Source organism: Undibacterium sp. Ji49W (genome assembly GCF_049340205.1).
In the GTDB taxonomy this organism is placed as follows: Bacteria; Pseudomonadota; Gammaproteobacteria; order Burkholderiales; family Burkholderiaceae_D; genus Undibacterium.
Genome location: NZ_JBMPOW010000001.1, coordinates 500,420 through 516,301, shown reverse-complemented (window position 1 = coordinate 516,301; position 15,882 = coordinate 500,420). Strand labels below are relative to the sequence as shown.

Genomic DNA, 15,882 nt, shown 5'->3' with positions numbered 1-15,882 from the left:
CTCATTTCCCTTTAATCAGATCGATCAATTCGTTCAAATATTTGCGGCAAAACACCATAATATTGCAAATGTACAGGGCAGCACCACATGCAATAAGGCAGGTCAATCGGAAGGCATTTTCAAGTTTAGCCAACAGATAGTGATCCAGCCCCCACATTACCAGTGACATTAAAAACCCAGAAATAAGGAATGGCCAGACAACGCGCAAAAAGTCACTGGCTCGCATACCAACCAGCTTTGAACGCAGATAAAAATCCACTGGCATAACAAAAATGGCCGTAGTCAGTAACAATGCCCAAGCTATGCCAGTGATATTGAAAAAACTACCTATATAAAGGGCTGAAATGTACATCGTTAGCCCATATACGTTCATCCAGAAACCTAAATCGGCGCGTCCCTTTGCAAGCAAAATGCTGCCTAGCAAATTTCCAAACGAATATAAGATACCAAGGAAAGCTAGTATCTTTAAAACTCCTGCGCTTCCCAGCCAACGGTCACCAAACAGAAATTGAATAAGCGGATCGGCAATGCTTGCCATACCAAAGTATATGGGTACGCACACTAAGGCAATTCCAGAAATTACGAAATGATAACCACGTTGTATTTTTTGATTATCAGTTTGTACCTGTGCGAACAAGGGAAAGCTTACGCGCGATATGGCGGAACTCATCGCGGAAAACGGTTTGATCATCAATTGCGACGCGACCGAGTAAACGCCCAAAGCATCCGCCCCTAATATTTTACCGATCAGCAATTTATCGATATTCATATAAAGCAGATTCAGAATACGCTCGCCCATCTGGTATCCACCAAAAACCAGATAAGGCCTGACGTCCTGCATACTGAAATGCCAATCTGGCGACCAGCGCTTTCGCCCAAGTACTACCAGCAGACATGAGCGCAAAAGTGTAGAAACCAGCAAACCCCAGGCAACCGACCTTGCCTTTTCGCCGAAATAGGCCGTACTGCAAGCAGCAATTGTGCCGAATGACAATGCGATTATTTCAATAATCGCAATTTGTTTAAAACGAAATTCTTTTTGCATGAGCGACTGGAATTGCTGCCCTGCCGGGGCAATCAGAATACTTAGCGCGGCAAGGCGGACAATCGCACTCAACTCAGGCTCCATATAAAGCTGCGCAATACCTGGTGCAATCAAGATGAGAAAGGCACAAGCCAAACTGCCAAATATCCAGCTCAACCAATACAAACTAGATAACTGTGATTGACTGGCACTCTGAAAATGCACCAGAGCGTTACTCATGCCTGCATCAACAAAGCCTTGAAATATCGTAATTACCACGAGAACCAAAACTATCAGTCCATACTCGTGGATATTCAAAAGGCGGGTAAGTAACACCAGTTGAAGTATCTGCAGCGCACCCGTCACAATGGTAGATAGTCCTGACCATCTAACACCAAGATAAGCGCGTTTCTTCAGCGAGGCCACTTCAGCAGTACCCCTGTCAGCGTTAAAATTTTTGCAAAGGAACACACTACATTCTGACCCGCACCGATGCTGCTTCTACCGTTGAGGTTATCAGGTGAAATCATCAGGCGCCCCAGGATTTTCTGGTTTCTGCGCAACCACAAGATACATCCATGTCCATTGCTCAGTCTTATCCAGTTTATCCAACAAAAATGCACATGCCTGAACAAGCAAACCAAGTGCGTCGACAATCCGAAACCAGCGTAACGGGCCTCTGTTGAAACGATATAAATTGTAGACAAACAATTGCCCAAAGGTTACCCAAAAACCAGAAAGCGCTTCGAGTTCAACGATAACAAAGCCAGCTTTCTTAAAGATGTGTTCCAGCCCATACTTGGTAAACCGGTAGAAGTCTCTGGGTTCTTCATGCAGGTGCCAAATGAAAGGAACAGAATATATGGCGTAACCACCAGGTCGCAGCACGCGAAAGCATTCTTTGAGTGCAAGCTCAGGCTCCTCAAGGTGCTCCAAAACTGCTGTACAAACCGCAGTGTCAAAACTACCGTCTTCAACTGGTATCTGGTATGCGGTGCCCAGCAAATCCATGTTTGATTTGTCATGCACAGACAGTTCGTGATCAACACCAACATGTTCGGTGACATGTCCTGCAAAAATCTTCTGGTAGGGTTTAATGCCGCAACCAATATCAATCAATCTACCACGTGCAAAGTTTTTCGCCTGCACAAGTAGACGACGATCATGAATGTAATTGACAAGTAGATTTTTTAAGACTTTTGCCATTCTTCGTACCATTCAAGAAGTTGGGGATCACGCAAATGACGTTTATCCAGCGTTCGTGTATCTCCAACTTTTTTTGCCGGCGAACCAGAAATGATGGCAAAAGCTTCAAAACTCCCGGCCACCAAAGCGCCCGCACTGACCAAAGCGCCGTCGCCAATTTGGGTACCGGGCAAAATGGTACAACCAGCACCAATAAATACATACTTACCTATACTGACTGGCGCAATGTCATAAGCTACTCTTTCATACTCAGGAATATCTTGATAGTGACGACCATATAAACGAATCGCACAATGTGAGCTGTGTGTGAATAAGCCACACCAAAATCCTACCTGGCACCCTTCACCGATTTCAAGCCCACCAGTTCCGTCCAAAATACTGTAGTGTCCGACAAACACGTTGTCACCTACGTTGATCTTCTCTGGATGGTTCAGTACAACGGTATCGCTAATTCTTGTTTTTTTTTGAAGTGATCCGTCAAAGTTGCGGTATCCCGCGATCATTCGGGGTGCTTTTAATCTGCGCCAGATCTGGATAATTTTTTCACGTAAAAAAATCCTTAACGACTCGGAGGTCAGCGCGATTAACACCGCCTTTAACATCGCAAGCTTCTCCGCACGGCAGCAATGACATCCTCTACATCTTCATCAGTTAACTTGGGAGACAGTGGAATACTCACCGTACTATTCCCTATGGCAGCAGCATGAGGATAATCTTCAGATTTCCAGCCAAAACGTTGCTGATAATAAGGATGCTCTGGCAAACTCAAGTAATGTACGCCAACGCCAATATTCTCAGCCGCCATGGTATCGAGAAATTGATCTCTTGCTATTCCAGATTGATCTTCATTAACTAAAATAGTGTACAGATGATAAGCATGCCTGGTGTCAGCCTCTACGGGCGATGGCAGAGTAATGGGTAAATCTGCAAAGGCCTGTTGATAAGTATTCCAAATCTGTTCGCGACGTAACCAGTTTTTTTCTACCCTGGCCAGTTGATGAATACCAATTGCGGCCTGCAAATCCATCATATTGTATTTAAAGCCACACTCAATCACCTGGTAATGTTTATAGCCATCATCGCCAAAACGTTTCCATGCATCCTTACTCATACCATGCAAACCAAGTACCTTAATGCGGGCAATATCTTCTTCGCGCCGGGCGACGACCATTCCCCCTTCGCCCGAACTGACATTCTTGGTTGCATAAAAACTGAAACAGGAGAAATCGCCAAAAGTACCAGCTTTTTGCCCCCGGTATTCGGTTTCTATTGCATGCGCACAATCTTCGATCAGCTTTAATTGATGATCGTTAGCGATGGTGACAATCTCATCCATATCGCAAGAACGACCGGCGAAATGAACAGGAAGCAAAGCGCGGGTTTTTGAATTTATCTTTTCACGAATTTTTTTTACATCAATATTCATGCTGTGGGGATCGACATCAACCAACACTGGTGTCGCACCGGCATGAATGATGGCATTGACACTGGCACAGAAAGTCATTGGTGTAGTAATCACTTCATCACCAGGACCGACACCTGCAGCCAGCAAACTTAAATGCAAGGCCGCTGTGCAAGAATTCAAAGCGGCCACATAAGGCACTTCTTTATAGTTGGAAAAGTCTTTTTCAAACTTCGCGACTTTAGGGCCAGTGCCTAACCAGCCCTTATGCATGGAATCAATGACGTCATCGATTTCATCTTGCTGTATCTCGGGCTGTCCAAAAACGAGAAATTCAGATTTAGGGCGGACACGCATGAAGAAGAATCTCCGGTTTTAACAATATTTTTTACCAACCAGGCAACCAGCAGCCCGGTATATTTTTTAATTACATAAACACAAACTGTACCTGGATGCCAGCCACATCAACGATATCACCATTCGTCAGCGGCGATGCCTGTGGATCAATTGGTTTGTCATTCAATTTTGATATAACACTTCCCTCGACCTGACGTATCACATAACGATTATCTTGACGTGTTATCGCCACCACCTGGTGTCCAGGTTTACCCAAGGTTGTAACTGGCTTGCTCAGCACCATTTCCTTGCCTGAATTTGCTCCGTTAAGCACCTTGATCTTTGCCACTGCAATAGCCGACGCTTTAACGGTAGGCTGCTCTTTTACCTCTGCCGGTGAAAGTGCTGGAGTCGTGCCTTTCGCTTCAACCTGGAAACGCAATTTGTATTTGCCGATGTCAATGATATCGTCATGTTGCAGCAAATGTTTTTTTACCGGCTGGCCATTGACCATGGTGCCATTGGTACTGCCCAGATCCAGCACAAATGAACCGTTCGACGACGTATCGACCGCAGCATGCTGGCCGCTGACGGTCAGGTGATCAATGACCACGTCATTACTTGGCCTGCGACCTATGGTCAGCCTTGATTTGGTGATTGTCAGTTCTTGTTGGACCAGACCATTAAAGGTGACGACAATTTTCGCCATAAATCTCTCATCAATTCGTAAGCCCCAGAACTACCGGGTAAAGGTTCTTTGCAACCAGGATTTGTTTTCTTCGCCAACCAGTCTGAACAGGATAACCGATATATTGTCGAGCCCGCCACGATCATTCGCATGATCGATGAGTGCACCGCAACATAATCGCATATCCGAACCGTAGCGACTAAGGATGGTGTGGATTTCATCATGACTGAGCATATCGGTCAATCCATCCGAACAAATCAGGTAAAGATCGTCATCCTGGGTATGGTGTATATGCAACTCCACCAATAATTCCTGCTGGGTACCGACGGCGCGGGTAATCAGGTTCTTGATAGATGAAAAGCGGGCATCGGCTTCTGAGATCAGGCCGGCATTGAGTTGTTCTTGCAATACAGAGTGGTCTTCGGTGAGTTTGGTCAGCTCACCGGCACGATAGCGGTATGCCCTTGAATCGCCTACATGGGCCAGCAAAAGCTTATCCTGCAAACAACAGGCTGTTACCACGGTTGTACCCATGCCTGCGCATTCGGGGTTGGTTTGTGCGACGTGCAAGACCTCACGATTGGCAGATTCAATCGCCTCTGTCATCCAGCGCGCCATGGCAACCGGCCTGGGGCCCATGGACGGAAACCACAAGCCATCCATTTTGGTACACAGATATTCGGCAACGATTTGCGACGTCATCGCACTGGCAACTTCACCGGCGTTATACCCACCCATGCCATCTGCCAGCACGGCGCAGCCATAATCGGCGCAAACAACGATAGCATCTTCGTTATGCGCTCTGACTCGCCCGGTGTCAGACAAGGCGGCAAATTCTAAAACACGCTGGTATGGCATCAATAAACGGCTGACTAAAATTTTTTGCAAATTAATTAATAATCATCAAACCATAAAACTGGATTGATTTTTTCTCTATAAGTTAAGCTTAACATTAAGGAAATCTATTTGCACTGGATATCCTCAGTAAATGCAAGCATAAACAAAAAGAGTCGCAAAATCTGCGACTCTTTTTTTAACCAACTTTTTTTACCAAAAAAACCTTACAGCATGGCTTTCAACAAACGTGCCATTTCAGATGGGTTTTTGGTTGCTTTGATGCCACATTCTTCCATGATATCCAGCTTCGCTTGTGCTGTATCAGCACCACCAGAAATAAGGGCGCCTGCGTGGCCCATGCGCTTGCCCGGAGGCGCAGTAACACCAGCGATGAAACCAACAACTGGCTTCTTCATGTTGTCGCGTACCCAGTAAGAAGCATTGGCTTCATCCGGGCCACCGATTTCACCGATCATGATAACGGCGTCAGTATCTGGATCATCATTGAACATCTTCATGATGTCGATGTGTTTCAGACCATTGATAGGATCGCCACCGATACCTACAGCAGAAGACTGACCCAGACCCAGTGCAGTCAATTGACCCACTGCTTCATACGTCAGCGTACCGGAACGGGAAACCACGCCGATACGACCTTTACGGTGGATATGGCCTGGCATGATGCCGATCTTGATTTCGTCTGGTGTGATCAGACCTGGGCAGTTAGGGCCGAGCAATTTTGTTTTGCTGCCGGACTTTGCCATGCGGTCTTTCAACATCATCATGTCACGGACTGGAATGCCTTCAGTGATGCAAATTGCCAGGTCCAAGTCAGCTTCAACGGCTTCCCAGATGGCAGCTGCTGCACCTGCTGGTGGAACGTAGATCACGGAAACTGTCGCGCCAGTAGCCGCTTTAGCTTCAGATACGTTAGCAAAAATCGGGATGCCTTCGAAATCTTCGCCAGCTTTTTTCGGGTTCACGCCAGCGACGAAACAGTTTTTACCGTTTGCGTAATCGCGGCACATGCGAGTATGGAACTGGCCAGTTTTGCCAGTAATACCTTGGGTGATGACTTTAGTGTCTTTATTGATCAGGATGGACATATCTGTTCCTTGCGATTATTAAGCTTGAGCTGCAGCAGCTGCAACAACCTTCTGTGCTGCTTCTTCCATCGTGTCAGCCGCGATGATAGGCAGGCCAGAGTCAGCCAGCATCTTCTTGCCGATGTCTTCGTTAGTACCCTTCATACGCACAACCAGTGGTACTTGCAGGGAAACAGCCTTGGATGCAGTGATCACGCCTTCGGCGATCACGTCACAACGCATGATGCCGCCGAAAATGTTGACCAGGATGGCTTTCAGGCCTGGGTTTTTCAACATGATCTTGAAGGCTTCTGTTACTTTTTCTGCTGTCGCGCCACCACCTACGTCAAGGAAGTTGGCTGGTTCGCCGCCGAACAGTTTGATGGTGTCCATGGTTGCCATCGCCAGACCAGCACCGTTGACCAGACAGCCGATATTGCCGTCGAGGGAAATGTAAGCCAGGTCAAATTTGGAGGCTTCGATTTCAGCTGGGTCTTCTTCATCCAGATCGCGGTAAGCCACGATTTCTGGTTGACGGAACAAGGCATTCGCGTCGAAGTTGAATTTTGCATCCAGTGCGATAACCTTGCCAGAGCCTGTCAGGATCAAAGGATTGATCTCTGCCAGGGAGCAGTCAGTTTCCATGAAGGCTTTGTACAAACCCTGCAACTGTACACGCGCATCAGCGATAGAACCTTCAGGCACACCGATTTTGCGGGAGATGTCGTCAGCTTCAGCATCTTGCAGACCATTGGTCGGGTCGATTGCCAGATTGTGGATCAGTTCTGGATGTTTTTCTGCTACTTCTTCGATATCCATACCGCCTTCGCTGGAGGCCATCAGGACCACGCGCTGGCTGATACGGTCAGTCACCATACTCACGTACAGTTCTTTTTTGATATCTGCGCCTTCTTCGATCAGCAGGCGACGAACCTTTTGACCTTCTGGACTAGTCTGATGCGTGACCAGTTGCATGCCCAGGATGGCATCTGCGTATTCACGCACTTGTTCCAGGGATTTGGCGACTTTCACGCCACCACCCTTACCACGGCCACCGGCGTGAATCTGGGCTTTAACGACCCAGACTGGTCCGCCCAGTGTTTCGGCTGCTTTGACAGCTTCGTCAACAGACAGGCATGGAATACCGCGTGGTACTGTCACTCCGAATTTGCGGAGGATTTCTTTACCCTGATACTCATGAATTTTCATACGACTTCCCTTCAGACACTGAGGTATAAATAATTAAACAAACAAACTAGCTGGGTGATTTCACACTGGACAAGGTCTTTGACCAGCGCGGGTAATACTTGACAACCGCAGGCCCATCAGTACGCAGGGCATGGCAGCGATCGAGTTGAAAAGGTTGTTCTGACTGCTGCGCGTCATCGGTCGCACCATCGCGGGTATCGATGACATCGCCGGCGAAAGCCTGGACTGCTGCAGTGGGTAAAATTTGTGCCATTTCGGTTAAATGGGTACAGCCATGAATGCCGGACAGGCGTTCTTTCACGCCCTGGCGGAACTGCCGTAGCAGATTCAGGCCGATCAACTTCTTGTAATCGGGAACAATCGCTTCACAATAACCAGGATAAGGAACCGCGTCGGAAGCCGCCTCAACATCCACAACATTGAGTTGCAAATCGATGGTCAGGCGTAAGCTCAGGTCGTGAAGGGCAGCACCATTCGGGCGCGTGCCGGAGGCAAGAGTGATATCGCGTGGCTTATAATCAGTAATACGGGCGTCAAGATCCCACAATCCATCATCGCGCGCGAACGCTTCGATCTGGATAGTACGCGTATGGTTCAAAGCGCGTCTGTTGGTGGACGGAGATAAGGGCATCATGCCTGCTGGCGGCTCATTCTGAATAAATAGCCACAATTGCGTGTCGTTACCGCAGCTTCTACGATAACAGCCGCTCCTGCGGCCCTGCAAAAAAACCAGCAGAGTTTAGCACAGACCTGCGCGGAACTCATCATATGACTACAATTTAAGCAGATTTCTGCCTAAGCTTATGCAAAAATATAAGTAGAAAATTAATATTTTTGTTAGTGGTCTAGCTACATATCAAAACGGCTTTGCTGTTATGGCAACTCTTCGTCGCGCGGTGCACGCAGGGCTGCCTGGGTGGCGCGACTGGAAAAACCTCTTTGCTGCAAAAATGCCGACTGTTTCATCTTTTCCTGGTGATCTTGCGGCGGCCGGGAAAATTTTCGGTGCAAGACCTGAATCGCCCTTTCCAGTTCGGATTCTTTCAAGTCTTCCTTTACATGTTCTATATCCTGCGCATCCAGGCCATGACTTTGCAACTCCGCCAGAATACGGTTATTGCCAAACCTGGCCTGGCGCCGGTTCACCAGCGATTCAGAAAAACGTTCGCCAGACAAATACTTGGCCGCCTCCAGAAAATCCAGCACGCCTTCTATATCATCGCCCTCTTCTGCATAGCGCGCCAGCTTGCGTTCCAACTCCATACGGCTATGTTCACGCATGGATAAATAACGCAGAGCACGGGCTTTCAGGCTAAGTGGAGGTCTTTTCATACTTTAAAAACAAAAATGCCAGTCAGCCAGCGCAAATATCTCGCGCCGCCAACTGGCATGACTTAAGGTTCATGGCCCATGGCTCAGAACCTGTCTGTCTTAGTCAGCAGTCACCGCTGACGGCATCAACAAAGGCACACCCAGATGTAAGCGCACTTTATTTTCAATTTCAAATGCTAGCTCAGGACGCTCTTTCAGATAAGTACGTGCATTATCCTTACCCTGACCAATACGCTCACCGTTATAGCTATACCAGGCACCGGCTTTCTCTATGATCTTGGCATCCGCCGCCAGATCCAGAATCTCGCCTTCGCGGGACGTGCCTTCGCCATACATGATGTCAAAATGCGCTTCTTTAAATGGCGGTGCCACCTTATTCTTGACAACCTTCACCTTGGTTTCATTGCCAACCACTTCATCACCTGACTTGATGGAACCAGTGCGACGGATATCCAGGCGCACAGAAGCATAAAACTTCAAGGCATTACCACCTGTTGTAGTTTCCGGGCTACCGAACATGACACCAATCTTCATACGAATCTGGTTAATAAAGATCACCAGCGTATTCGTACGCTTGATACTGCCTGTCAGCTTACGCAAAGCCTGAGACATCAGACGTGCCTGCAAACCAGGCAAGGAATCACCCATGTCGCCTTCGATCTCGGCACGTGGCGTCAGGGCTGCCACAGAATCGATAACCACCAGGTCAACACTGCCTGAACGCACCAGCGCATCCGTAATTTCCAGCGCCTGTTCACCCGTGTCTGGCTGGGAAATCAGCAAATCAGACAGATTTACGCCAAGCTTCTGGGCATAACCCACGTCCAGCGCATGTTCTGCATCGATAAACGCACAAGTACCACCCAGTTTTTGCATTTCAGCAATAGCTTGCAGTGTCAATGTGGTTTTACCAGAGGATTCAGGACCATAAATCTCGACAACACGGCCACGTGGCAAGCCACCGACGCCCAGTGCAATATCCAGACCCAGCGAACCCGTGGACACAACCTGCACTTCTTCCACCACCTCGCCATCGGCCATACGCATGACCGAACCTTTACCAAACTGCTTTTCTATCTGTGCCAGTGCGGCAGCAAGTGCCTTTGCTTTTTCTGAGGCATTCTCTGGTTTCTTATCGTCCATACATTCTTTCATTCAATAAGCGGCGGGTGGAAAAATGAAGCGCAGATTTAATTTCCTGCGTTTTGCAGTACTGTATAAAAAAACAGTGATTTATGCAAGCGACTTTTTGCATTGATTGTTGAACGGGGGATTTTACAGCGAAGTGTTGGCAATAATAAAATTATTATTCGTTTGACAAAATTTCCATTTCTGTCGAAATTGTCGATTTTCATTTAACTCTGAATTTTTCCACTTAACTCTGAACTCTTATGATGGCCTAAAGACCACTTTTACTATCTTCGAATGACTTTTGAAGCGCAGATAGACGGTGTTGCTTGATTGAAATTTCGAAAGTAAGAGAATTAGTGCAGGAAAAACGACCGTTTGTCGTAGGGTCAACAAAATTCCCAAAGGGGGCCGCAAAACCACAAGAAAACTTATTGATAAAAACTACACGATATCGTACCCTTGGACTTAGCTTTTCTTGTACGTCAGATGCGTTATGTTGTTCGGTGATGACGGCGATGGCAGCGACGACTGAGCCTAAAGCCAATGCCGTCGAAGTGGCACGCCGTTTGGACACTACGATCACGTCCCTTTATGCATGTGTGAATGGTGATGGCAGGTTGAAGCAAACAGGACAGAAAATTTTGATTAAAACGTGGCTGAATCGGCAGAGGCTGGCCAAAAGCGAACCGCTTGCGTAGCAATCAACGTAACCCTTCATGTTAGTCCCGCTGTTAAATCGTATGGAGTGCCCATGTCAACTGCCAACAAATTTTGGATGTCGTCCAGGTGCAAAAGTATTGCAGGCATCTTAATCGCATTCAAATTAATCATCGCGAGCGCTCCTGGCTGGGCCCAGGCCACATCCCGTCATTGTGAGGACGTGAACGTCAACGAAGAAAAAGCTGGCCCCGCATGTCTGCTTTCACATGAGAGCTTGGGCAACTTTAACGCAGATACCGTCTATTGGAGTCTGGATAAATATTCCAGCGTCGAAGCAGCGCAGCGGGATGTAGTCCGGGGCGCTTCGGTTGTCAAAGCGTTTGGCAGCTTCTGGTTGTTCACCGTCGGACCGGTGGCATCGCGCCCGCTTAACGGAGAACACGTCGCGCAAGTGGGGCCTATTCCAATAGATAGAAATACTTCGTATGATGCGGAGTTTCTCAAATCTACCTTTAGCCCAGGTATGACAGCACCAATCCATGTCCACTCTGGGCCCGAAGCTTTTTATGCCGTCAGCGGGGATTCCTGTCTGGAAACGCCAGAAGGCGTACAAGTAGGGCGCGGAGCAGGAAATAGCATGGTAATACGTGGGGGCCCGCCAATGCTGCTAATGGCATTAGGGCACGAACCGAGAAAAGGTTTCGCACTTATCCTCCATGCCCCCTCTCTTCCGCCAACTACATTGGTTCATAACTGGACGCCAAAGGGGCTATGCCAGGCGGAGATGCGTTGATTTTAGTTGCGCGGTGTTCCGTATGAAGCTGACAACGCAAATGATAGGCAATTTAGGGCTACTATCGGCCAAAAGCCGCCTCCGATGCGGCCGAATCATTAGACGTAGATTTACCTGCGTCAATGTAGCAGCATACGGGCGAGCAGTTCATGAAACGAAAATAACCGAAGAGAAGACATCTCAAGAACGCTTAAGACGCTTAAAAGGGGGTCTCGATGAAACTCGTTCATGTTCTTTGGCAGGCAATACTTGCCACTTTTTGTATGCTGACCGCCATTCACGGCTTGGCCGCGGACTATCCGGCGCCGAAGGAAAGTGACTGGATCGTGCGCGATTTCCGGTTTCACTCTGGAGAAGTTTTGCCCGAGCTTAGGCTCCACTACACGACCGTTGGTGCTCCGACCGGCGAGCCAGTACTGATCCTTCACGGCACGACTCAATCGAGTTCCAGCATGCTTGCACCTGCGTTCGCTGGCGAACTCTTCGGACCGGGGCAGCCACTAGATGCAAGCCGTTACTTTGTGATTATGCCCGACGCAATCGGCCACGGCAAATCGAGCAAGCCCTCTGACGGACTCCGCATGAAATTTCCGAAATATAACTATGAGGACATGGTCGACGCCCAGTACAAACTTGTGTCAGAGCACCTCGGCATATCCCGTCTGAGACTCGTTCTTGGATATTCCATGGGCGGGATGGAGACATGGATTTTCGCTCAAAAACATCCGGGGTTAATGGACGTCTCCGTTCCGATGGCATCGCTGCCGACCGAAATGTCAAGCCGAAACTGGATGCTCAGGCGGCTCATCATAGATTCAATTCGCAACGATCCAGAATGGATGAGCGGAAATTATTTGAAGCAACCGCGAAGCGCGAAATTCGCCTCTGTGTTTTTTGGTGTTGCCACTAACGGTGGCAATCAAGCAATGACAAGAGCAAATCCGACACGCCAGAAAGCCGACGAAAATCTTGATCAACGGCTCAACGCGCCCTTCAGTGCTGATGCCAATGATGTACTCTATCAATGGGAATCTTCGCGCGATTACAACGCGTCATCTGGACTTGAGCGAATCCAGTCCGCGCTGTTGGCGATCAATTCCGCTGATGACGAACGCAATCCACCAGAGCTTGGAATTCTGGATCGTGAAATCAAGCGCGTAAAGAACGGACACGTTTTTCTCATACCTATGAGTGACCAGACGGCCGGTCACGGAACAGCATTCCAAGCGAGGTTTTGGAAGGCTGAATTGGCCAACCTGCTGCAATCTGTGCCACCTTCTTTGAAATAGAACCACATACACTCGCCTACGCTGCTCTACATCAGCGCGACAAACAATCAGTGCCATCTACAAAAGTGCATTACAACTTTCAAGCTGGCTTAAAACTGAAGCAGATAAAAACCGTAAGCAGCGACGCAGCTTAAAACAAATCATCTGGATCTGAAAGAACTGGAATTTGAGGGGTCGTATGACTGGATGGCCGCCGTCTTCAGGAAGTGGACAGTGGATCAAACTGACAGAATCATTTCAGCTAGCAAACGCACAACTCATGTCGCTACCAGCAATAAATTACCGCATTTTTTAAGACGGTAATAGGCGACATATTGAGTAAAGGTGACAAAAAATTTGAATAAAATGAGCAAACCGAAAAGTTCAGAGTAAATGAATATCGACAATCATCCAGTTATTATTTTTTGATAATTTTTTTTCGATATTCATTTACTCTGAATTTGTCAATTAACTCTTAGCTCTTTACGACACTGATGTAGCGCCAGATAATTTCCCGAGAGGAAGATATAACGCCGTATCATATCGATTTTATTTTCATAAAAATTTCTAATGCCTCGTCGTCTTTTCCTCGTTTCCTTGCTCGCCACTGGCAGCAGTCACGCCCAACAGGAAACCGCAGCACCGGTTGATACCGCGCCAGTAGCCGTGCGAAAAGACGCGGTGCCTGCACCCGCGCTAAAAAATGAACCAGCCACAGCCGATGCAGCGCCGGCGGCGCCGTCCGTTGAAATCCGTGGTGCCGTCGATGCAATACGTCGCAACGAAACCGCCACTAAAATCGTCGTTCCGAATGAAGAACTGGTCAAATACGGCGACCCGAATGTGCTTGACGCGATGAAGCGTCTGCCCGGCGTGACGGTGCAAGGCACCAGTGTGCGTATGCGCGGCCTTGGCAATGGCTACACCCAGATCCTGGTCAATGGAGAGCGCCCATCGGCTGGCTTCTCGCTCGATACGTTGGCGCCGGACATGGTGGAGCGGGTCGAGATCGTGCGTGCTGCCACTGCCGAATTCAGTACCCAGGCGATCGCTGGTACCATCAACATCGTGCTCAAGAAGGCAGTTACCAAGGGTGCCAGCGAAGTGAAAGTGCTCGCCGGTGGTGCGCATGGCCAGCACAACGCCAGTACCAATCTGTCGACATCGGACCGCTCGGACAACCTGTCCTATACGCTGGGTGCCAACTTGAATTTCAACCGGAATACCAATCCGTCATACGGCACGGTTGTGCGCAACGCTGCCAATGTTGATCTGACCGAGAATCGTAACACGACCTCAGTCAACACCAGTCAAGCCGAGGGTATCAATCTCAATAGCCGTTTGAACTGGAGGCTAAAAGGAGAAGACAGCTTTACCTGGCAAACCTTTGCCAATCAAGGATACTTCAAGGGCAGCAACGACGACCGCACCGCGACCTTGACGGGACCGGCCTATCCTTCTTTGCTTGTAGCTGACTTCAACGGCATGTTCCGCAATCTGCGCAGCGATATGAACTGGGTGGCAAAGTTTGTCGACGGTGGCACGCTCGATGCCAAGCTGGGTATCTCCGGTTCGGACAATGAGTGCTTCGTTGGTCGCCAGGGTCGCAGCACGGCCAATGCCCTAGTGCTTGACCGCGACTACACCACGCGTGGTAACGACCGAGGTGTTAGCACGACCGGCAAATACACGGCACCCTGGCTGACCGGCCACTCAATCGCGTTTGGCTGGGACTTAGGCTACGCCAGATATCACGAAAACGAAGTGCAGGATGACACCGATGTGAAGCTAGACTTCAACAATAACTTCAGTGCGACCATCACCCGCCTCGCTGCGTTTGTGCAGGACGAGTGGGACATTACCAAGGACTTGTCAATGTACCTCGGCGCACGATGGGAAGGCGTGCGCACCCATGCAACGGCCATTGGCATTGATTCGGGCTCGCATCTGTCGGTGCTGAGCCCACTGATGCAGACCCTGTACAAAATCCCTGGTCGCAAAGGCGACCAGCTGCGTTTCGCGCTGACCAGGACCTACAAGGCACCAGGATTGTGGCAACTGGTGCCACGCCATTTCTACAGTTCGTTCAACACGGCTGTCTCACCTGACTCCAGCGGCAATCCGGGCCTCAAGCCAGAACTGGCACTGGGTATCGATGCTGCCTTCGAGCATTACTGGTCCGAAGGTGCACTGCTGTCGGTTGCGGTGTCGTCGCGCAAGATCGAAGGTTTGATACGCAATGAAGTACTTCCAGTCGGCGACCGCTATGTGTCGGCACCGTATAACCAGGGCAAGGCCCACGTCAAGGGCCTGGAACTGGAAGCGAAATTTCCGCTCAAGGCCGTAATAAAGGATGCGCCAAACGTTGACGTGCGCGCCAGCGTCAGCCGCAACTGGTCTACCGTCGATGGCGTGCCAGGCCCTGGGAGTCGCCTCGATAACCAGCCGCGCCTCTCGGCCAACTTTGGTGCAGACATCAAGCTTGGCCAATGGAATGGCGGCGCCAGCTTCTCGTATGTGGAAGGTTCGTGGTCCCGCACCTCGTTGACCGATTCGCGCTTCAATTCCTCGCGGCGCGACCTTGAAGCGTACCTGCTATACAAGTTCACGCCGAAGATCCTGTTGCGAATCACAGCGCGCGACCTGCTGCGCCCTGACAATGTGAGTAAATTGCGCTTCGATGATCCAAATGGCAGCTACGAGAGTATGTCGACTAGTCCAGTGCGTCCGGGCTGGCGCATCGCCTACGAGCACAAGCTGTAAGAGTATAAAGGCAATGCGATAAGCTTCCAAAAAGCAACATGCCTATAACAGGATAGCTTACCAAACGTGGTTCAAAATCGATACAAATTATCCGATAACGTGAGTCAAATTTCAGCGCGAATCTACAGCAAGCTCAATTTATCAAGCA

General features: G+C 49.0%; 14 protein-coding genes. 3 read left to right on the top strand and 11 right to left on the bottom strand.

All coding sequences use genetic code 11. From position 1 onward, the window contains the following. Position 1 precedes the first annotated feature (1 nt). From ACO0LK_RS02215 to recA, 11 genes are all read right to left on the bottom strand, one after another. Positions 2 to 1,450 (bottom strand): MOP flippase family protein, encoded by a 1,449-nt coding sequence (locus ACO0LK_RS02215; protein ID WP_422971739.1) that lies wholly within the window; start codon positions 1,448 to 1,450, stop codon positions 2 to 4. A 90-nt stretch (positions 1,451 to 1,540) separates the two neighbouring features. Beyond that, a complete protein-coding gene (locus tag ACO0LK_RS02210) occupies positions 1,541 to 2,230 on the bottom strand; it encodes a class I SAM-dependent methyltransferase (protein ID WP_422971737.1) in 690 nt (229 codons plus the stop codon). Continuing rightward, entirely contained in the window at positions 2,215 to 2,832 is a 618-nt protein-coding gene (locus ACO0LK_RS02205) for an acyltransferase (protein WP_422971735.1), read from the bottom strand. The genes ACO0LK_RS02210 and ACO0LK_RS02205 overlap by 16 nt, the downstream gene beginning before the upstream one ends. After that, positions 2,826 to 3,989, bottom strand: coding sequence for a DegT/DnrJ/EryC1/StrS family aminotransferase (locus ACO0LK_RS02200; RefSeq protein WP_422971733.1), 1,164 nt, complete (start codon positions 3,987 to 3,989; stop codon positions 2,826 to 2,828). The genes ACO0LK_RS02205 and ACO0LK_RS02200 overlap by 7 nt, the downstream gene beginning before the upstream one ends. Positions 3,990 to 4,059: 70 nt before the next feature. Then, on the bottom strand, positions 4,060 to 4,677 hold the full coding sequence (locus ACO0LK_RS02195; protein WP_422971731.1) for an FHA domain-containing protein: 618 nt from the start codon (positions 4,675 to 4,677) through the stop codon (positions 4,060 to 4,062). 30 nt (positions 4,678 to 4,707) lie between these two features. After that, positions 4,708 to 5,544 (bottom strand): Stp1/IreP family PP2C-type Ser/Thr phosphatase, encoded by an 837-nt coding sequence (locus tag ACO0LK_RS02190; protein ID WP_422971729.1) that lies wholly within the window; start codon positions 5,542 to 5,544, stop codon positions 4,708 to 4,710. A 173-nt stretch (positions 5,545 to 5,717) separates the two neighbouring features. Next, complete coding sequence (gene sucD / locus ACO0LK_RS02185; protein ID WP_186947208.1) at positions 5,718 to 6,599, bottom strand: succinate--CoA ligase subunit alpha; 882 nt, start codon at positions 6,597 to 6,599, stop codon at positions 5,718 to 5,720. A gap of 18 nt (positions 6,600 to 6,617) precedes the next feature. Continuing rightward, the gene (gene sucC / locus ACO0LK_RS02180; RefSeq protein WP_268977622.1) at positions 6,618 to 7,802 is read right to left on the bottom strand and encodes an ADP-forming succinate--CoA ligase subunit beta; all 1,185 of its coding nucleotides are present in this window, start codon (positions 7,800 to 7,802) and stop codon (positions 6,618 to 6,620) included. A gap of 31 nt (positions 7,803 to 7,833) precedes the next feature. After that, positions 7,834 to 8,418 (bottom strand): DUF2889 domain-containing protein, encoded by a 585-nt coding sequence (locus ACO0LK_RS02175; protein WP_422971831.1) that lies wholly within the window; start codon positions 8,416 to 8,418, stop codon positions 7,834 to 7,836. Positions 8,419 to 8,660: 242 nt separating this feature from the next. Then, positions 8,661 to 9,119 carry a recombination regulator RecX gene (gene recX, locus ACO0LK_RS02170; protein ID WP_422971727.1) on the bottom strand — a complete coding sequence of 153 codons (459 nt, stop codon included), beginning with the start codon at positions 9,117 to 9,119 and terminating at the stop codon, positions 8,661 to 8,663. A 99-nt stretch (positions 9,120 to 9,218) separates the two neighbouring features. Then, complete coding sequence (gene recA, locus ACO0LK_RS02165; protein ID WP_422971725.1) at positions 9,219 to 10,262, bottom strand: recombinase RecA; 1,044 nt, start codon at positions 10,260 to 10,262, stop codon at positions 9,219 to 9,221. Between the two features lie 739 nt (positions 10,263 to 11,001). Here recA and ACO0LK_RS02160 point away from each other — a divergent pair. The 3 genes from ACO0LK_RS02160 to ACO0LK_RS02150 all read left to right on the top strand — a co-directional run bounded on the left by ACO0LK_RS02160 (position 11,002) and on the right by ACO0LK_RS02150 (position 15,734). Next, on the top strand, positions 11,002 to 11,703 hold the full coding sequence (locus tag ACO0LK_RS02160) for a hypothetical protein (RefSeq protein ID WP_422971723.1): 702 nt from the start codon (positions 11,002 to 11,004) through the stop codon (positions 11,701 to 11,703). A 215-nt stretch (positions 11,704 to 11,918) separates the two neighbouring features. Next, positions 11,919 to 12,992, top strand: coding sequence for an alpha/beta fold hydrolase (locus tag ACO0LK_RS02155; RefSeq protein WP_422971721.1), 1,074 nt, complete (start codon positions 11,919 to 11,921; stop codon positions 12,990 to 12,992). Between the two features lie 549 nt (positions 12,993 to 13,541). Then, positions 13,542 to 15,734, top strand: a complete 2,193-nt coding sequence (locus ACO0LK_RS02150) for a TonB-dependent receptor plug domain-containing protein (protein WP_422971719.1) — start codon at positions 13,542 to 13,544, stop codon at positions 15,732 to 15,734. The last annotated feature ends 148 nt before the right edge of the window (positions 15,735 to 15,882 follow it).